Annotated in this window: 16 protein-coding genes; 3 read left to right on the top strand and 13 right to left on the bottom strand. The window is 70.4% G+C overall.

The annotated features are described in order from the left end of the window. Positions 1–52: 52 nt before the first annotated feature. Together RH864_RS13625 and RH864_RS13620 are read right to left on the bottom strand one after the other, a co-directional pair. Entirely contained in the window at positions 53–1,138 is a 1,086-nt protein-coding gene (locus RH864_RS13625; RefSeq protein WP_310518104.1) for an autoinducer 2 ABC transporter substrate-binding protein, read from the bottom strand. Between the two features lie 121 nt (positions 1,139–1,259). Continuing rightward, on the bottom strand, positions 1,260–2,639 hold the full coding sequence (locus RH864_RS13620) for a hypothetical protein (protein ID WP_310518103.1): 1,380 nt from the start codon (positions 2,637–2,639) through the stop codon (positions 1,260–1,262). Positions 2,640–2,835: 196 nt separating this feature from the next. Here RH864_RS13620 and RH864_RS13615 point away from each other — a divergent pair, with 196 nt between their 5' ends. Together RH864_RS13615 and RH864_RS13610 are read left to right on the top strand one after the other, a co-directional pair. After that, positions 2,836–3,093 carry a CocE/NonD family hydrolase gene (locus tag RH864_RS13615; protein ID WP_310518102.1) on the top strand — a complete coding sequence of 86 codons (258 nt, stop codon included), beginning with the start codon at positions 2,836–2,838 and terminating at the stop codon, positions 3,091–3,093. Beyond that, on the top strand, positions 3,062–4,303 hold the full coding sequence (locus RH864_RS13610; protein WP_310518101.1) for a CocE/NonD family hydrolase: 1,242 nt from the start codon (positions 3,062–3,064) through the stop codon (positions 4,301–4,303). The genes RH864_RS13615 and RH864_RS13610 overlap by 32 nt, the downstream gene beginning before the upstream one ends. Positions 4,304–4,316: 13 nt before the next feature. On the opposite strand, the gene RH864_RS13605 is transcribed toward RH864_RS13610, so the two are convergent. From RH864_RS13605 to RH864_RS13585, 5 genes are all read right to left on the bottom strand, one after another. Further along, a complete protein-coding gene (locus RH864_RS13605) occupies positions 4,317–5,078 on the bottom strand; it encodes an iron ABC transporter ATP-binding protein (RefSeq protein ID WP_310518100.1) in 762 nt (253 codons plus the stop codon). Next, positions 5,075–6,184, bottom strand: coding sequence for an iron chelate uptake ABC transporter family permease subunit (locus RH864_RS13600; RefSeq protein WP_310518099.1), 1,110 nt, complete (start codon positions 6,182–6,184; stop codon positions 5,075–5,077). Before RH864_RS13600 ends, RH864_RS13605 begins: the two co-directional genes overlap by 4 nt. Continuing rightward, positions 6,177–7,175, bottom strand: coding sequence for an ABC transporter permease (locus RH864_RS13595; protein WP_396129978.1), 999 nt, complete (start codon positions 7,173–7,175; stop codon positions 6,177–6,179). The genes RH864_RS13600 and RH864_RS13595 overlap by 8 nt, the downstream gene beginning before the upstream one ends. Before the next feature lie 4 nt (positions 7,176–7,179). Continuing rightward, positions 7,180–8,166 (bottom strand): siderophore ABC transporter substrate-binding protein, encoded by a 987-nt coding sequence (locus RH864_RS13590; RefSeq protein WP_310518098.1) that lies wholly within the window; start codon positions 8,164–8,166, stop codon positions 7,180–7,182. Between the two features lie 93 nt (positions 8,167–8,259). Then, positions 8,260–9,450, bottom strand: a complete 1,191-nt coding sequence (locus RH864_RS13585) for an acyl-CoA dehydrogenase family protein (RefSeq protein ID WP_449224134.1) — start codon at positions 9,448–9,450, stop codon at positions 8,260–8,262. Positions 9,451–9,611: 161 nt separating this feature from the next. Between RH864_RS13585 and RH864_RS13580 the strand changes: the two genes are divergently transcribed. Beyond that, on the top strand, positions 9,612–10,100 hold the full coding sequence (locus RH864_RS13580; protein WP_310518097.1) for an Lrp/AsnC family transcriptional regulator: 489 nt from the start codon (positions 9,612–9,614) through the stop codon (positions 10,098–10,100). A gap of 10 nt (positions 10,101–10,110) precedes the next feature. On the opposite strand, the gene RH864_RS13575 is transcribed toward RH864_RS13580, so the two are convergent. Genes RH864_RS13575 through RH864_RS13550 form a run of 6 tightly spaced genes read right to left on the bottom strand, consistent with a single transcriptional unit; the run spans position 10,111 to position 17,476 of the window. Beyond that, on the bottom strand, positions 10,111–10,950 hold the full coding sequence (locus tag RH864_RS13575) for a lytic murein transglycosylase (RefSeq protein ID WP_310518096.1): 840 nt from the start codon (positions 10,948–10,950) through the stop codon (positions 10,111–10,113). Then, positions 10,947–13,292, bottom strand: a complete 2,346-nt coding sequence (locus tag RH864_RS13570; protein ID WP_310518095.1) for a choice-of-anchor M domain-containing protein — start codon at positions 13,290–13,292, stop codon at positions 10,947–10,949. The genes RH864_RS13575 and RH864_RS13570 overlap by 4 nt, the downstream gene beginning before the upstream one ends. Next, positions 13,289–14,167 carry an anchored repeat-type ABC transporter permease subunit gene (locus RH864_RS13565; RefSeq protein ID WP_310518094.1) on the bottom strand — a complete coding sequence of 293 codons (879 nt, stop codon included), beginning with the start codon at positions 14,165–14,167 and terminating at the stop codon, positions 13,289–13,291. The genes RH864_RS13570 and RH864_RS13565 overlap by 4 nt, the downstream gene beginning before the upstream one ends. Beyond that, positions 14,167–14,913: an anchored repeat-type ABC transporter ATP-binding subunit gene (locus RH864_RS13560; RefSeq protein ID WP_310518093.1), complete on the bottom strand. Its 747-nt coding sequence runs from the start codon at positions 14,911–14,913 to the stop codon at positions 14,167–14,169. The genes RH864_RS13565 and RH864_RS13560 overlap by 1 nt, the downstream gene beginning before the upstream one ends. Next, entirely contained in the window at positions 14,910–15,890 is a 981-nt protein-coding gene (locus tag RH864_RS13555) for a choice-of-anchor M domain-containing protein (RefSeq protein WP_310518092.1), read from the bottom strand. Before RH864_RS13555 ends, RH864_RS13560 begins: the two co-directional genes overlap by 4 nt. Next, complete coding sequence (locus RH864_RS13550) at positions 15,887–17,476, bottom strand: anchored repeat ABC transporter, substrate-binding protein (RefSeq protein ID WP_310518091.1); 1,590 nt, start codon at positions 17,474–17,476, stop codon at positions 15,887–15,889. The genes RH864_RS13555 and RH864_RS13550 overlap by 4 nt, the downstream gene beginning before the upstream one ends. Between the last annotated feature and the right edge of the window lie 51 nt (positions 17,477–17,527).

Below are 17,527 nucleotides of genomic sequence, written 5' to 3'. Positions count from 1 at the left end.
TCTCGTCCTCCGGTTTTCGATCCTGGGTTGCCGACTCGGACTTCAGCGGATGCTAGAAGTCGTAGTCGTCCATGTTCTCGGTCGTGAACACCTTCGCCTCACCGAGGAAGAGCTCGCCGGTCTCGGCGTCGTAGGTGACGGGGTTCTCGAGGCCGGGAACCGTCTGCTCGGCTTCGAAGGTCCGCCCCTCGACGAGCTCGTTCATGGCCCACACCGTGAGGGCGCCGAGGTCGAGCATGTCCCAGAGCACGGTCGAGTAGACGGTTCCGCTCTCGAGGAACTTTCGGGCCGTCGCCGGGCTGGTGGAGGCCACGACCTGCACGACACCGGACTTCCCGGATGTCTCGACCGCCTGAGCCACGCCCGGGAGCGCACTCGACGGGATCGAGAACACCCCGTTCAGGTCCGGGAACGCCGTGAGCAGGTCCTGGGTCTCCTTGAGCGCGGTCGCGGTGTCGGACGTGTACCGGACCCCGCCGACCAGCTCGAGGCCGGGGTAGGCCTCCGCGCTGTAGGCCTCGATCGCGTCGATCCAGCCGTTCATGTTGGGCGAGTCGGGTGCGCCCGAGATGATCGCGTAGGTGCCCTCCTCGGCTCCGATCGCCTCGACCATCTGGTCGACGAGCGCCTTCGCGACCTGATCGAAGCTCGCCGGCTGCACCATGACCTGACGTTCGCTGCTGGGGGCGTCGCTGTCGGAGGTGATGACGACGGTGCCCTTCGCACGCGCGGCCGAGATCGCCGGGTCGAGCGAGGCCGGGTCGAGCGCCGAGACGGAGACCGCGTCGTAGCCCTGCTGCACGAAGCTGTCGAAGATCCTCAGCTGCTCGGTCGCGTCGACCGTTGCCGGGCCGCCCTGCGTGTAGGTGATGCCCAGCCGCTCGGCCTCGGCGGTCGCGCCGCGGTTGAAGGCGTCGAAGACCGGGATGCCCTCGATCTGCGAGACGAACGCCACGCGCGTGCCCTCGCCGTCGGCCGGCGCGCTCGCGTCACCGCCGCCCTCGGGCGTCGTCGCCGAACAGGCCGCGAGGCCCGCGACGAGCGCGACGGCGATCGGGACGAGCGCCAGCCCGCGGGACCTCCGCCGCCTCTTGCCGGCCGGGAGAACAGAGGTGGGACGGTGCGGTGTCGCGTTCATTGGTTCCTCCATTGCATGTGGTGATCAGGTGACGGATTGCAGGTGGTGCAGGTTCGGTGGTGCAGGTCTCGGTCGGTGCAGGTTTCGGTCGGTACAGGTCGTGATGGCGCGACGGGCGATCCTACGCCGTGAGGGCGCGGGATCGGTCGAGCGCGTAGGGCGCGTGCCAGAGGGGGGTGTTGCTGAGCAGCAATACGGAGGGATCCACCTCGATGCCGATGACCTGGCGCACGTAGTCGCGGCGCTGTTCCATGCGCGCACGCGCTTCCGGGTAGAGCTCCGCGAGCTGCTGCTGCAGCGCATCGTCCGCGAGCGCGATGCCGTCCTCGACGTTCACGCCGATGTGCGGGCCCTTCGCAGCGGGGATGATGTCCCCCTGCAGCAGGAGGCCGCTGCGCAGCGTGTCGGTGTTGCCCTCGTCGAAGGGCGAGTTCAGCCACTCTTCGAACCCGAGCGTGTGGCCGGGGTTGAGCGCGAAGTCGAAGAGCTCGCCGTCGCGGGCACGGTCGGCAGCGGCGAACACCGCGCCACCCGTGGTGCCGATCCGGACCGCGCCGTACCAGGCGAGCATCGTGTCGAAGTAGTTCTGCACGACCGCCTCGTAGAACGGGCCGATGTCGGCGGGCAGGTCCGCGCGCGAGCGCGCGATCATGCCCGAGCGGCAGGTCAGCGAGCCGCGCAGCCCCTGGGCGACCTGGTACGCGTCACCGAGTTCGGCCCGCTGGTCCGAGGGAGAGGAGAGGCCGCGAGCCGTCTTCAGGCCGAAGTTGACCATGAAGTGCACCGAGTGCGCGATCCCTCCGTCGAACAGCGCGGCGGCGAGCTCGTCCGCGCGAACCCCGACCGCGAGCCCCTTCGTCACGGCGTTGACGCTTGCGCTGTTGAAGCTCGACGCGTACTCGGCGTCGGCGATCTCGTGCACCGTGTTGATGCTCCGGAGCCCCGTCTCGGGGTGGACGAACAGCTCTTGCGCGTTGACGACGTGCTCCTCGCCGAGGAGCGCCCGGAGCGTGTCGATGAGGTAGGACGGCACACCGAACGCCTTCGCCGGGTCGGCGATGAAACCCGACCGGAGCGTCTTCCCGCCGGCGACGCCGGCCTTCACACCGCGCTCGAGCCCCGCCGACTGCAGCAGCACGTCGAGCTGGACCGGGTTGTGCCGGAACTGCCCCTGCGGGCTCAGCTCCTGGTAGAGCTCGACACGAATGCCGAGATCCGGGTGCGGCGCGTAGCCGAGGTTCTCGTTGCCGAGCAGGATCGTGGCGTCGCCGCCGCGGGTGAGGACGTAGACGCCCTCTTCGAAACGCGGGTCGACACCCGTGAGGTAGTGCAGATCTCCGCCGCGCTCCCGGTCACCGTAGACGACGAGCGCATCGAGGCCGGCGCGCGCCATCGCCTCGATGGCGGCCGAGTTGCGCTCGATGAACCGAGCGATCGGCACCTCGGGTCGGGTGGTGGGCAGGGCGATGTTCGGCTCGGGGATCTCTGCGATGTGGGCCATGTTCTCTTCCTTCGGTGCTGAGTACGCACTGACTGTAGGGGGCGTTGCGCAACACAGTCAATACGTTGCGCAGAAATCGGTCGCAAATCTCCGTCGGTCGTACGACGTGCGACTCCAGCGCTTCGCGACACCGGGTCAAAGCCGCCACATCCACACGCGCCACCATCGATGCTGTATGTTCTGCAATGTTGCGTAAATGTTTCATCCAGTGGAGGCAACAATGGCGTTCCCACGCATCATCGTGGACCACGATGTTCCGGTCCCCATGCGGGACGGCGTGATTCTGGCTGCCGACGTCTACCGCCCCGACGCCCCCGGCCCGCATCCCGTGCTGCTGTCGCGGCTGCCCTATGGGAAGCACCGCAGCTATGAGCTCTCGATGTTGATGCCGACGTACTTCGCCCGGCAAGGCGATCGCGCCGATGTTCACCACCGAGACGCTCTTCCCGCCTGAGACCGTCCCGACCCACCACTGGTCGCCGTGGGATCTCGGGCAGGGCATCGAAGAGCTGCGCCGACGCCATGAGGATGACCCGCGGGTGCTGCACCGCACCCTGTCGGCGCTGGTCGACGATCTCAGCGACCTGCATACCGAGCTCTACCCAGAGGACGCCGATGGGCGCCCGAGTGCGCTCGAGCGTCATGCGCTGCCTCCGCGTCGCTCGCTGCAGCTCAACTCGGCTCCGGTCACGCCGGCGCTGAACATCGGCGGCTGGTTCGACCTCTTCATCGACGGCACACTCGAGTCGTTCGTCGATCAACGGGCCAGAGGAGTCCCGTCGAAGCTGCTGGTCGGGCCGTGGACGCACGTGAACCAGTCGCCGCACGTCGGCGACGTGTCGTTCGGCGTCGCCGCCGACATGTACCGGTTGGGCTTGGCGACCGACATCTGGGAGCTCCAACGCGACTGGTTCCGGTCGCATCTCCCGGAGGCCGGCGACCGCCGGGAACCCGACGACCGCAGCGTGTTCCTGGATGCGCCGGTCATGCTCTTCATCATGGGCGACAACGTCTGGCGCGCCGAACACGAGTGGCCGCTCGCTCGGGCGACCTCGATGACCCTCCACGTCGCCGCAGGCGGGTCGCTGACCGCCGCCGCGCCATCGGTCGGTGAGGAGCACTTCATCCACGACCCGTCGCGGCCCGTTCCCACGCTCGGCGGCGCGACGCTGATGGACGCCTACGCCGCGGGCCCCCTGCGTCAGAACCGCATCGAGGAACGACCGGACGTGCTGACGTACACGACCGAGGTGCTCGACGAGGACGTCGAGGTCACGGGGCATCCGTCAGTCGTGCTCGACGCGCGGTCCGACGCGTCATCGGCCGACTGGATCGTCCGCCTCTGCGATGTCGACGGCCAGGGGAACTCGGTGCTGGTGACCGACGGCATCGTCCGGGCTCCCGGGGCACCGGCGCAGCATGAGATCGAGTTGTTGCCGACGGCCTGGGTCTTCAAGGCCGGCCATCGCATCCGCCTGCAGGTGTCCTCGAGCTCGTTCCCCCGCTGGCTTCCGAATCGCGGCGGTTCCGACGGGTCCGATGCCGGCGGGCCCGGCGCCGACGGTCCCGAACCCGCCGCGCACGCCCGATTCATCCATCGTGTCGCATTCGGGGCCTCACGCGTGACCCTGCCGGTCATCCCGCGACCGGCACGGGAGCCGTGATCACCACCCGCCATCACACCCGGTAGTACACCGCGAGCCGCCGCCCGCGATGCTCGATCACCTCGACGGGCGTCTCGAAGACCTCGCTCAGCACCTCGGGTCGCATGATCTCCTCGGGCGTGCCGGCCGCGGCGATCCGGCCGCCCGAGAGCGCGACGATGCGGTCGGCGTAGGCCGCGGCGAAGTTCAGGTCGTGCACGACGAGCACGATGGTGCGGCCGAGCGAGTCGGCGGCGTCGCGCAGCCGCTGCATCATGGCCGACGCGTGCCGCATGTCGAGGCTCGCGAGCGGTTCGTCGAGCAGCACGTAGTCGGTGTCCTGGGCGAGCACCATCGCGACGAACGCGCGCTGCCGCTGCCCGCCCGAGAGCTCGTCGAGGAAGCGCTCCTCGAGACCGCCGAGGTCGAGGAACCCGATCGCGCGCTCGACCGCGTCGTGATCCTCGGCGGTGAGCCGCCCCCGCGAGTGCGGGAACCGCCCGAACCCCACGAGCTGCCGCACGGTGAGCCGGGCGACGAAGTGGTTCTCCTGCTTGAGGATCGACACGACCTTCGCGAGCTCGCGCGGCCGGCTCGTGACGACGTCGAAGTCGCCGATCCGCACGGTACCGCTGTCGGCGCCGAGGAGGCGCCCGATGATGGTGAGCATCGTGGACTTGCCCGCGCCGTTGGGTCCGACGAGCGCGGTGATGCCGCCGGGCGCGATCTCGAGGTCGATCGGCCCGAGCGCGTCGGTCGAGCCGTACTTCTTGGCGACCTGGTGCAGTGTGATCATCGGAGCCCCTTCTTCAGGATGACGACGAGGAAGGCGAGGCCGCCGACGAACTCGATGATGATCGTCACGAGACCGGCCGCGTAGAAGAGGTGCTGCAGCACGAAGTACGCGCCGAGCAGTGTCGCCATCGCGACGAGCACGGCCAGCGGAAGGGTCCGGCCGTGGTCGTCGACGCGGACGAACTGATAGGTCATGGTCGCGACGAGGAATCCGAAGAAGGTCATCGGACCGACCATCGTCGTCGAGATCGAGATGAGCGCGGCCACGACGACGAGGAGCGCGACGACCTCGCGCCGGTAGCGCAGCCCCAGGTCGGTCGCGGCGTCGCGGCCGAGGGCCAGCACGTCGAGGCTGCGACGTCGCGTCCAGGCGAGGGCCGCGAGGCCCGCCACGATCAGGCCCGCCCACGGCAGCACGTCGGGGTTGCCGCGCCCGATGCTGCCGAACAGGCGCGCGGCGAGGATGTCGAACTCGCTCGGGGTCAGCATGCGCTGCAGGAACGTCGACACCGAGGCGAACCCGACGCCGAGCACGACGCCGACCAGCAGCAGCACGTGCAGGTTCTGCCGCCTGCCGGAGAACAGCCAGCCGTACAGCACGCTCGCGAACGCGATCATCGCGAGGCTCTGCACGACGATCTTGCCCACGCCCTCGACCTGCGTCGCGGCCACGCCGAAGACGAAGACGAGCGCGGTCTGCATGAGCGTGTACAGCGCATCGAAGCCGAGGATCGACGGTGTCAGGATGCGGTTGCCGGTCGCGGTGTGGAACAGCACGGTCGCGAGCGCCTGACAGGTCGCGACGAGCGCGATCGTGGCGACCGCGGTCGCCCGCGACTGCACGATGATCCAGAACCCGGGCTCGCCGACGGGTAGCGGGTTCGCCCAGGTGAGCAGCAGCACGGCGAACACGATCGCGAGGCCGCCGGCGATGAGTAGCGGGATCACCAGAGTGCGGCCGGGTCGCGTCGGCCTCGCGCCCCGCGGGCCGGGACGGATGCCTCGGCCCGGGCGGATGCCTCGGCCCGGGCGGATGCCTCGGCCGGGGCGGATGCCTCGGCCCGCACCCTGCTCGGTCTGCTCCGCCCGCACCGTCGCCTCAGCCACGGCGGCGCACCAGAAGCGTGACGAAGACCACGCTGCCGACGATGCCGAGCACCATCGACACGGGCACCTCGAACGGCCAGCGCACGGTGCGCCCGATGAGATCGCAGACGGTCACGAGCAGCACACCGCCCAGGCACACCCACGGCAGGTTGCTGCGCAGGTCGTCGCCGCGGATCATCGACACGATGTTGGGCACGACGAGGCCGAGGAACGGCAGAAAGCCGACGACCACGGTCGTGACACCCGTCGCGACCGCGACGAGTGCGGTGCCCGTGAAGAGCACGGCCTCGTATAGCAGGCCGACCGCTGTCGCGACGTCGCGCCCGAGTCCGGCGACCGTGAACCGGTCGGCGGCGAGGAAGACCAGGAAGGTCACGATCGCGACGACCCAGAGCACCTCGTAGCGGCCGCGCACGACGCTCGTGAAGCTGCCCATGAACCAGGTGCCGAGCATCTGCAGCGAGTTCGTCGACGCCGCGAGGAACGTCGTGAACGCACTGACCACGGCGCCCAGCATGAGGCCGATGAGCGGCACGACCAGCGTGGTCCGCACGGCGACGCGGCGGAGGACCGCCATGAAGACGAGCGTGCCGGCGAACGCCGCGAGGCTCGCGAGGACCATCTGTGTCGTGAGCCCGGCGCCCGGCACGATGAGCACCGTCAGCAGCAGCCCGAGCGCCGCCCATTCCGTGGTGCCTGCCGTCGTGGCATCCACGAATCGATTCTGGGTGAGCATCTGCATGACGAGGCCGCTGACCGCCATCGCACACCCGGCCAGCACCAGCGCGATGGTGCGCGGGACGCGCGTGATCGCGAACATCTCGCCGCCCTGCTCACCGCCCACGACGTCGTAGACCCCGACGAACAGGGACACGGTGAGCACACCGGCCGTGAGCAGGAACGCCGCGGGCAGCGCGAACCGCCCGAGGCGCGCACGGACGGGCGTGCGCACCTCGGGCCCCACGGCGGATGCCGTTCGCGAGCCGGTCACGAGCTCAGGCGCCGAACGCCTCGGCGATCTGCTCGTAGAGCGCCGTGTACGACTGGATGTCCTCGGTGAGGTAGAAGTCCGGATCGACGTAGACGATCTGCCCGTCCTTCACCGCGGGGACGTTCGCGAGCGCCTCGGAACCCTCGATGAGCTCCTTCGCGGGCACGTACCCTTCGGCGTTGGTGAGGGCGCCGTCGCGGTCCATCACGATGAGCCAGTCGGGGTTCGCGGCCGCGATCGCCTCGACGCTGATGTCGTCGCCGTGCGAGGTGTCTTCGGCGGCCTGCTCGATGGCGGGCACGAGGTCGAGCGTCGGGTACAGCACGCCCAGGCTGCGACCGGTGACCGGCGCGACGTACGCGATCTCGCCGCCGGAGGTGAGCAGCGTCGTGACCGTCGACTCGCCGTCGTAGGCCGCCTTCGCGTCGTCGATCGCCGCCTCGAACGCCGCGGCGAGGTCGGCCGCGTCGTCTTCGCGATCGAAGATCTGGCCGAGGATCTCGATCTGCCGGATGAGCTCGCCGCCCGGGTCCTCGCCCTCGCGCGGGGCGATCTCGATGACGGCGGCTTCGGGGTTCTGCTCGACGATCGCGTCGTACGACTCCGCGAACCGGTAGCCGGCGATGATGAGGTCGGGCTGAGCGGCGACGATCGACTCGAGCTTCGGCTCGAAGTGGGCGCCCGCGTCGAGCACGGCGTCGTCGTCGGTGTACTCCGGCCAGATCGTGCCCATGATCTGCTTGGGTGCTGCGACGAGCGGCACGTCCCAGGCGGACAGCGTCTCGAACACGTGGTTGTCGAGCGCGACGACCCGCTCGGGGTTCACCGGCACCTCGACCTCGCCGTGGTTGTCCTCGATCGTGATGGTTCCCGCCTCCGCGGTCGCGGCGCCGGTCTCCTCGGATTCGCCCGCGGAGGCGGCGCATCCGGTGAGTGCGAGCGAGACGGCGGCGAGCGCGGCGAGCGCCATGACGTGACGGCGTCTGGGCATGGTGGAGGTACTCCGTTCCTTCGCTGGATCTCGGTGCAGAAACGCACCAACTTAGGAAAGGCTAACCTAATCTTGCGCGGACCCCGGAGGATTTCAGGAGGTGAGGATAAGTCCCTTCGACTCCCGGTCGACGGTGCGGCTGATGATGAGCCGCTGGATCTGGTTGGTCCCCTCGAAGATCTGCATGACCTTCGCCTCGCGCATGTAGCGCTCGACCGGGAACTCCTTGGTGTAGCCGGCACCGCCGAGCACCTGCACCGCGTCGGTTGTCACCTTCATCGCGTTGTCGGTCGCGACGAGCTTCGCGATGGATGCCTCGCGGCGATAGTCCAGGCCGAGATCCTTGAGCCGTCCCGCCGCCAGCGTGGTGCACCGTGCGGTGTGGACCGCGGTCTCCATGTCGGCGAGCACGAACGCCAGCCCTTGATGCTCGATGATCCGCCGGCCGAACGTCTCCCGCTGCCTGGAGTACGCGATCGCTGCGTCGGTCGCGCCCTGCGCGAGCCCGGTGGCGACCGCCGCGATGCCCAGGCGTCCGGCGTCGAGCGCCGAGAGCGCGATCGAGAGCCCGTCGCCCTCGGCGCCGATGCGGTGCGTCGCCGGGACGACGACGTCGTCGAAGAAGAGCGCGGTGGTGGCCGACGCGGTCAGTCCCATCTTGCGCTCGGGCGGCCCCGCGGTGAGCCCGGGGGTGTCCGCGGGCACGAGGAAGCAGGAGATGCCGTGGCGGTCGCCGGGCGCGCCGGAGGTCCGGGCCATGACCGTGTAGAAGTCGGCCTGGCCGCCGTGCGTGACCCACGCCTTCGCGCCGCGCAGCACGTACGCCTCGCCCTCGCGGTGTGCGAACGTGCGCATGGCCGCGGGGTCGGAGCCGGCATCGGACTCGGAGAGGCTGTAGGCCCCGAGGTACGTGCCGTCCAACATCCGCGGCAGCCATTCGGCTTTCAGCTCGTCGCTGCCGTGGGCGGCGAGCGCGAAGCAGGACAGCGTGTGCACGGAGAGCCCGACCGCGACCGACGCCCAGACGGCGCCGAGCTCCTCGAGCACCTGGAGGTACACCTCGTACGGCAGCCCGCCGCCACCGTGCGCCTCGGCGTAGGGGAGCCCGAGCAGGCCCAGCTCGCCGAGGAGCGCGAACGTCTCACGCGGGAATCGCGACTCCTCCTCGGCCGCCGCGGCCCGCGCGGCCAGCTCGTTCGTGGCGACCGAGCGCACGAGCGCGATCAGCTCGGCGTGCTCCTCGACGGCGATGATGCGGCGTGCAGGCATGCGGTTCTCGCTCACTCCCACTTCTCTGTGTGGCGACAGCATCGCAATTCCGTGGCGCCGCGCCAAGATATACGCATGGTGTCGGCTTCATCTGCGCTGATCGAGCGCGTTCGTCGCAGATTCCGGCATGATGTGAGCGAGTGACGCGCGAACCGTGCGCGAGGGGAGCTGACCCGATGGACGAGATCGACCGCCGGATCCTGGAGTGCCTGCGCCGTGACGCGCGGATGCCCGTGTCGGAGATCGCGCGGGCCGTCGGGCTGACCTCGGCGCCCGTGGGCCGCCGCATCGACCGGCTCGAGCGCGAGGGCATCATCCGCGGCTATGTGGCCGTGATCGAGGACGCCGCCTCGGGCGACCTCGAGGCGTTCACCGAGGTGACCTTGAGCGCCGGCGTCGACACGGCGGAGATCGCCGAGATCGCGCGGCGCGTCCCCGAGGTGCAGGAATACCACACGATCGCCGGGATGCCGGACGCGTTGCTGCGCTTCCGCGTGCGATCGGTCGACCATCTCCAGCAGGTCGTCAACGCGATCCGTACGACGGGGATCGTCACGACCACCCGAACCATGATCGTGATGGCCTCGTGGGACCGTCACCACGCCGGCGCGCACGGCGACGGCGACGGCAACGCCGACGGCGCGCGCCCGGGTGGGCGCGCCTGACCGCCCCGCGTCAAACGCCGGCCGCGGAGCCTGCGGCGTATCGGGTGGCGGCTTCGACGACGCGGTGGTTGTAGTCGAGCGAGTCGTTGTACGAGGCGATCGCGGCGATCCAGGAGTCGGGGTCGGTCAGGTTCCCCGTGTGGCACAGGTACCTGGCGGCAGAGTAGGCCGCGTCGTCGATGTGGTGGGGGTCGGCGATGCCGTCCCCGTCGCCGTCGGATCCCCAGTCCGCCCAGGTGGATGGGATGAACTGCATCGGGCCGACCGCGCGATCCCAGACGACGTCGCCGTCGAGCGCACCGCCGTCGGTGTCCGGGATGGCGTCCGAGCGGGTGCCGTCGAGCGGGATTCCGATGATCTCCGGTCGGGCGATGCCGTCGGGCTCGATACGGGATCCGCCGATCGTGCCGTGCCCGGACTCGACGAACCCGATGCCCGCGAGCGTGTTCCATCCGAGGCGGCATCCGGGCTGCTCGGTGCGCATGCGGTGCGCGGCTTCGGCATACGCGGCGAGCGCGGCCTCCGGGATCGCGGTCCGTTCGGCCGTGCGCGCGAGCCATCCGGTATCGACCCGGTCGCCCGACTCGGCCGATGCCGCCCGCGACGGCGCAACCGGCCACGTCGCAGCCGGCGCAGTCGCAGCCGGCGCCGCGGACCGCGCCCCCTGATCAAACGGCACGACGAGCCACGCACCGAGGACGCCCGCGGTCCCGAGGAGGACGCAGCCGATCGACGCGGCGAGCATCCACGGACTCCGGCGCGGCGATCTCCGCGCGTCCTCCGCGAGCTCGTCGTCCACCGGCTGCTCACCGAGCAGGTCGTCGAACGTCTCCACACGGGGATCGCTCATGACTGCCGGTCCGGCTGCACGCCCGCGGGCTCGCGCAGGCGCCGGAGGGTCCACCAGGTCCCGCCCGCGAGCCCGAGGATCACCAGGACTCCGCCGCCGACGATCGCGGCCAGCACCGGCTGGCCGGTCGTGCCCGCGCGGCGTTCGCCGTCGTCAGCCGCGTCGACGGTCACCCGCGTCCGGGCCTTCCGGGAAGGCTCCGCGCCGAGCTCGGGATTCGCGGCCTGGTCGGCGGCGATGGCCTCGGCGGCCGCGCGGTCGACCGCGGCGTTCACCGCTGCGGCGTCCGCGACGCCACGTGTGGTCATGCGGCAGAACACGTCCCCGAGGGGGACGTCGCCGACCTGGAACACGTAGGTATGGGCCGCCGTGGTCAGGGTGGCGCCGGTCTGCGGATGGGTCGCGGTGGCATGCGCGGTGAGCTGGTAGATGCCCGGCTCGCTGAAGACCCACTGGGCGTGGGTGTGCGCGGGTGCGGGCTCGCGGATGCTGCCGGGCAGGCTGGTCGCACCACCCTGCAAGAGCGGGCGGATGTCTCCGAAGGACCCTTGGCTGTACAGGTGCACCCGCCCGGGTCCGTCGACGGCCGTGACGTGGATGGTGACGTCGGAGTGCCCGCCGGCTGCGGTGCGGTTCGTGTCCCATCCCGGCCAGATCAGGTCCGGCGCCTGCGTGAGCGGGAGGACGTAGCCGGCCGGCGCACCGGGCGTCCCAGGCGGGATGTCCGTGCGGTACGCGTGTTCCGCGACGCGCAGCAGCACGGTCTCCGCCTCGTGGACCACGCGGAGCCCCGTGACGTCCTCGACGAGCTGGAGGACGGCTTTCCCGTCGGCCGCCGACACGAAGAACAGGTCGATATGACCTCGGTCGAGCACGAGCGAGGGAGCGCACTCCTGGGGGGCCGCCTGCACGGGCGGCACCGGGGCCGGGTTCGGGTCGACCGGCGGCTCGGCCGGAGGGGGTGTGCCGCCGCCGCTCCCGCCGTCTGCGGCGACCACCGTGAACCGGTCCCAGCCGATGAGCGCGCCGTCGAGGTCCTTCAGCACGAGGGAGGCGTCGCCCGCCTTCGCGTCGGCGGGGAGGTCGATGCTGAAGGCGCCCGCGAGGTCGGTCTGCACCCAGCCGTACCAGTCCGGGCCGGGGGCGTGCAGCCACGCCGAGACCCACTTCCCGCCGTGCGCTTCGGCGGACTTGGCGGTGAGGGTCGCGCCGGCGACGATCCGCTTCTGGGGAGTGGTGACCGCGACGGTGGTCCCGGCGAGGGCCGGATCGAGCCGGTCGCCCGGCACGGGTTCGGTGTCGTCGAACCCGGGTCTGGGCTGCACGACGCCGGACACCGTGACGTCGAGCGGCGCGGAGGTCGAGGGCGTGGCGTCGTCCGCGTACGTGGGCACGAACTCCGCCTGGATCCGGTGCGGCCCGGGCGCGAGGGCGTCCGCCCGGAACGTCGCAATCCCCTGGTCGACCGGCGCGTGCCCGAGCACGGCATTGGCGGTGAGGTCGCGGTACTGGACGGCGCCGGCGACCGCTGGGCTGACCTCGGCCGTGAACGTGATCGGCTCGCCGGCTGCTGCGGCGCTCCGGTCCCCGGTCAGCTCGGTGGTCGTCGCCCTGGTGTGCGCGGCGAGGTCGCCGACCACGAACGTGTACCGGTTGCTGGCGGACTGCTGCCGGCCGGCGACGACTCCGCTCATCTCGAACTCGAGCTCGTAGGTTCCCGCCTGGGTGAACGCCCAGTTCATGTGCGTGTGCTGCGGCACGCCGGTCTGCCAGCCGGGCAGGTCGGCGGTCGAACTGAACACGCGGCGGACGTTCCCGCCGTCCTGAAGGAAGATCTCGACCTCGCCTGGCCCGGTCGCGCTGAGCATGCGCACGGAGAGCTGACGCTGATCGACCTGACCGCTGAGGGCGGGGTCCTCTGTGCTGAATCCGGGCCAGATCAGGCTGTGGTCTTGAATCTGCGGAGCGAGCCAGATCGGCGCACCGGATGCCCCGAGGAAGCGGTAGTCCGCGGATTCGGGGACTGCAGCGCGACCGTGCTCGGCGAGGTGGAACAGGACGTCCGCGGGATCGAGTCGTGTGCCGACCTCGGCGACGCCGTCGCCGTCCACATCGAGGTCGGCGCGGCTGGCCAGGACGAGGCTCCCCGAGTCGAGGTACGCGGAGACGGTGTCGGTGTGCACGGCGCCCACGACCTGCTTGCTGATGCTGGGCGGTGCGGGCTGGTCGGATTGGGCGGATTGCGCGGGCGTCCCGACGGCCGATCCGGGAACGCCGAACACCCCGGCGACCAGCGCCAGCACCGCTCCGGTCGCCACGCGGCGACGCACCGCCCAGCTCATGAGCTCACGCTCCCGCGTGCGCGACGCCGCCTGGTCTTGGCGATCAGGCCGTGCCGCGGCGCGAAGCACCACGCGAGGAGGAAGACCGCCGTGGCGACCAGGACGATCATGCCGCCGACCGGGAAGTCGAAGCTCCACGAGACGTACAGCCCGATGAGCGCCGAGACTCCCCCGATGACCGGGGCGAGCAGCATCATGACGCCGAGCCGGTCGGTGAGCAGCCGCGCCGAGGCGGCCGGGGTGATGAGCAGCGCCAGCACGAGGATGTTCCCGATCGTCTGAATGGAGATGACGATCGCGATCGCCACCATCACGTACAGCACCAGGTCGAGCGTGAACACCGGGATCCCGGTGGAGCGGGCCATTTCGCGGTCGAGGGTGACCGAGACGAACTCCTTGTGGAACAGGAACGCCACGAGCATGAGCACGAGCCCCGTGACGGCGACGACGAAGAGGTCTTCGTCGGGGATCCCGGTGATCGATCCGAACAGGAACTGCTGCAGGGACCCCGCGTAGCCGGGCGCCTGCGAGATGATCACGATCCCGAGCGCGAACGCGGCGACGAAGAAGACCCCGATGATGCTGTCCTCTTTGATCCGGCGGTTCTGCGAGAACACCGCGACGAGGATCGCGGTGAGCACGCCGGCGACCGCCCCGCCGAGCACGAGATTGCCCTGGATCACGAACGCGACGGCGAGCCCGGGGAACACGGCGTGCGCCACGGCATCGCCGATGAACGCCATGCCGCGCAGCACCACGTAGCATCCGATGACGCCGCAGACGACGCTGGACATCATCGCGATGACGAGCGCCTTCGGCAGGAACCGCAGGTCGGGGTTGAGCAGGTCGGTGATGAAGTCGATCGGGGAGAGCATCAGGCGGTCACCCCCAGCGAGGCGAGCAGCGGGTTGCCGGGTGCGACGTCGAACGTGCGGATCCACACCTCGGGGCTCTTCAGGTCACTGGGCGGGCCGTCCGCGATCACCGTCCGGTTGACCAGGCACAGCCGCGAGCACTCGTGCATCGCACCGATCAGGTCGTGGGTCGTCATGAGCACCGCCCGGTCCTCGGCCGCGAGGCCGCGGAACAGCTCGATCAGCAGCTCCTGCGTGGGCATGTCGAGCCCGGTGAACGGCTCGTCCAGCAGGAGCAGCCTGGGCTCGAGCGCGAGCGCGCGCGCGACGAGCACGCGCTGCCGTTGCCCGCCGGACAGCTCGCCGACCGGTCGGGCCGCGAGGTGCGACATGTGGACGCGGTCGAGCGCGTCGGCGACCGCCTCGAAGTCGCGCTGACCCGGCCTCCGGAGCCAGCCGATCCGGCGGACGCGACCGGTCATGACGGTGTCTTCGACGCTGATCGGGAAGTCCCAGGCGAACTCGTGCCGTTGCGGAACGTAGCCGATCGCACTCCGAGCGCGCGCGGGCGGGTGTCCGTCGACCCGCACCGATCCGCGTTCCGGGCGGATCATGCCGAGGATGGTGCGCAGCAGGGTGGTCTTGCCCGCACCGTTCGGTCCGATGAGCCCCACGAACTCGCCCGTGCGCACGGCCAGCTCGACGTTCCGGAGCACGCGCCGGCCACCGAGCTGGACGCTGAGGCCGCTGACGTCGAGTGCGATCATCGGTCTGTGCTCGCTGACCCCGCGCTGCGGGCTCTGGCCCGGGCCTTCGCCCGGCGTGTGGCGGCCATGACGACGACGACCGCGGCGACCAGCGCCGCCGCGACCGCGGCGAGCACGATGGCCATGACGGTACCGAGTTCGAGATCATCCGGTGTACTGGGTTCGGCGGCTGGTTCCGGAGACGAATCGATGCGAGATGCCGTCGACTCGCCGGCGTAGACCGCCGCGAACGCCGCCTCGGCGTCGGTCTCGTCGCCGACCGCGTAGCGGAGCACATCGCGTGCGGAGACCGTGCTGCCGTCGATCAGATCGGCTTCGAACTCGATCTCGACGAGGTAGACGCCCGGCTCCGTGAAGACCCAGTTGGCGTGCGTGTGCGTGTTCACCTCGATCCACGTCTCCTGCGGGAACGCGTCGAACGTGGACCAGAGCGGCTGCGGGTCGCCGAAGTTCCCGCTCTGCAGGAACACCGACACGTCGCCCGGCCCGTCGACGCCGTGGATCCGCAGGGTCGTCCCGAGGTTGAGCGACTCGAGCACCGTCGGCTCCTGCGTGTTCCACCCGGTCCAGACGACGTCCGCGTTCCTGGTCTGCGGGACCACCCAGACCTCGGTGCCCGGGGCCTGGTGCAGGAAGGCGTAGGCCTCGCCCTCCGGCACCGTGAGCGTGCCGGCATCGCCGACCTTCATGACCACGTCCTCCGGGTTCCGCCAGTACTTCGGCGTCCCGGTGTCGTCGTGGATCTGGACGATCCATTCGCCGGTGCTCAGCGTCGGCCCGAAGTCGACGTGCCCGCGGTCGACGACGACCTGGCCGGTGCCCTGCGCCTGGTCGGGGTCGATCGTCTGCAGCAGCTGCTCGTCAGCGGTCTCGGCGGCCGACGGGGCGGCCGGGAGCACGCCGGCGCCGGCGAGGAGCAGGGCGGTGAGCGAGGCGGTCAGCGCGGCGGCTCGCCGGACTGGGCGGGTGGAGGTCATCGGTCTTCCTCGGGTTCGGAAAGGCAGTCGTGGAGGGAGTGGGCGTTGAAGCGCATCATGTCGACGTAGGACGTGACCTCTTCGGTGAAGGCGTCGCCGTAGATCGGGCACACCGCGACGTGCTGCTCGGTGGCCACCTCGACGAGCGTCGAGGACCGCGCGGCGAGGTTCGGCTCGAGGAACACGGCGGGCACGTCGAGGTTCCGGATCGTCTGGGTGAGTCGCTTCCGTTCAGCCAGCGACGGTTCGACGGCGGGGTTCGGCGTGACGAACCCCGCGATGGTGACGTCGTACGCCTGCCCGAGGTATCCGAACGCGTCGTGGGTCGTGACCAGCGTGCGACGCTCCCGGGGGATCCGGCCGATCGTGTCGCGGATCTCGGCGTCGAGCGCAGCGAGCTCGGCGAGATACGCGGCGGCGTTCCGGGAGTACTCGACGGCGCCCTCAGGGTCGGTCTCGATCAGGGTGTCCCGCATGATCTCGACGTAGGCCATCGCGTTCCGGACGTTCTGCCAGAGGTGCGGGTCGATCTCACCGTGCACGTGCTTGCCGAGCACGGCCTGCGGCAGCTGGTAGACGGGCTCCCCTGGCCGGCCGAGGAACCGGTACGCCGGGTCTCCCGGGATCTCGTGCAGTGCCTTGTTCGGCACCTCGACGACGACGTCGTCGAGGTCGAACGTCTCCTGGTGCACGTCGCCCGAGCCGTGCTCGTGGTCGAGCAGCAGCTCGAACCGTTCGGTGTCGAGGTCGAGCGTGAGGTCGGAGTGGCCGGCGTCGAGGACGGTCGCCCCGGCCCGGCCGGGGGCGTCGTACGGGTCGACGCCGACGGCGAAGACGACCTCGTCCGCGGCGATGTCGATCGGGCGCTGGTCGGCGGCGACCTGGAGCTTCGCCTGCAGGTCGAGCGTGTAGTAGCCGGGTTCGGTGAACGCCCAGCTGAGGTGCGTGTGCGCGTCGGGCGGCAGGGTGACGGTGTCGTCGCGGAACCCGGTCGACGGGTCGAACCCGTCGCTCGAGTCGAAGTACCGGTCGACGTCGCCGAAGCTGCCGGTCAGGTAGGCGACGAGGTTCCCGGGCCCGTCCACCCCGGTGGCCGAGAACCTCACGTCGGCGGTGCGGTCGGCGCCGTGCGCAGCCCCGTCGCCCTGCACCCGCAGCCCGAGCCAGATCGTGTCGAGCGACAGGTCCTCGACGAGCGGGATGATCTCGGCGGCGTACTTGACGGCCTCCTCGGCGAGCGAGATGTTCGGGACGCCGGGCGGCAGGTTGGTGTCGAGGGCCTTGATCAGGTTCTGCTCCTCGAGCATCAGATAGTTGGAGAACGCGACGTCGGCGTAGACGACATTGCGGATGTCTCTGAGAGACGGTTCGTAGCTGTGCGGGTCGCCGCCCTCCGGGACGAGCGAGATCACGTCGGCCCGGTCGCCGGCCACGTTCGCGGCCAGGTCGGCGAGGACCGCGGTGGTCGTCACGACGTTGACGGTGCCGGGGTCGGCTGCGGCCGTCGGTGCAGCGGCGGCGCATCCGCTCAGCACGGCGAGCGGCACCATGGCTGCGACCGCGGTGCGGAGGGCGAGTCGGTTCACTGGGGGTCTCCAGGCTCGGCCGGGTGGCCGCCGCAACGTGCTGCGGCGGCC

The organism is Agromyces aerolatus, assembly GCF_031432255.1.
Lineage (GTDB): Bacteria > Actinomycetota > Actinomycetes > Actinomycetales > Microbacteriaceae > Agromyces.
The sequence above is the reverse complement of the archived record's forward strand: the minus strand, read 5'-3'. Positions and strand labels throughout refer to the sequence as shown.

What these genes read in the sequence shown, in the direction of transcription:
- RH864_RS13625 (WP_310518104.1), bottom strand. Translation starts at nt 1,138, where the DNA reads ATGAACGCGACACCGCACCGTCCCACCTCTGTTCTCCCGGCCGGCAAG.
- RH864_RS13620 (WP_310518103.1), bottom strand. Translation starts at nt 2,639, where the DNA reads ATGGCCCACATCGCAGAGATCCCCGAGCCGAACATCGCCCTGCCCACC.
- RH864_RS13615 (WP_310518102.1), top strand. Translation starts at nt 2,836, where the DNA reads ATGTTTCATCCAGTGGAGGCAACAATGGCGTTCCCACGCATCATCGTG.
- RH864_RS13610 (WP_310518101.1), top strand. Translation starts at nt 3,062, where the DNA reads ATGTTCACCACCGAGACGCTCTTCCCGCCTGAGACCGTCCCGACCCAC.
- RH864_RS13605 (WP_310518100.1), bottom strand. Translation starts at nt 5,078, where the DNA reads ATGATCACACTGCACCAGGTCGCCAAGAAGTACGGCTCGACCGACGCG.
- RH864_RS13590 (WP_310518098.1), bottom strand. Translation starts at nt 8,166, where the DNA reads ATGCCCAGACGCCGTCACGTCATGGCGCTCGCCGCGCTCGCCGCCGTC.
- RH864_RS13580 (WP_310518097.1), top strand. Translation starts at nt 9,612, where the DNA reads ATGGACGAGATCGACCGCCGGATCCTGGAGTGCCTGCGCCGTGACGCG.
- RH864_RS13575 (WP_310518096.1), bottom strand. Translation starts at nt 10,950, where the DNA reads ATGAGCGATCCCCGTGTGGAGACGTTCGACGACCTGCTCGGTGAGCAG.
- RH864_RS13570 (WP_310518095.1), bottom strand. Translation starts at nt 13,292, where the DNA reads ATGAGCTGGGCGGTGCGTCGCCGCGTGGCGACCGGAGCGGTGCTGGCG.
- RH864_RS13565 (WP_310518094.1), bottom strand. Translation starts at nt 14,167, where the DNA reads ATGCTCTCCCCGATCGACTTCATCACCGACCTGCTCAACCCCGACCTG.
- RH864_RS13560 (WP_310518093.1), bottom strand. Translation starts at nt 14,913, where the DNA reads ATGATCGCACTCGACGTCAGCGGCCTCAGCGTCCAGCTCGGTGGCCGG.
- RH864_RS13555 (WP_310518092.1), bottom strand. Translation starts at nt 15,890, where the DNA reads ATGACCTCCACCCGCCCAGTCCGGCGAGCCGCCGCGCTGACCGCCTCG.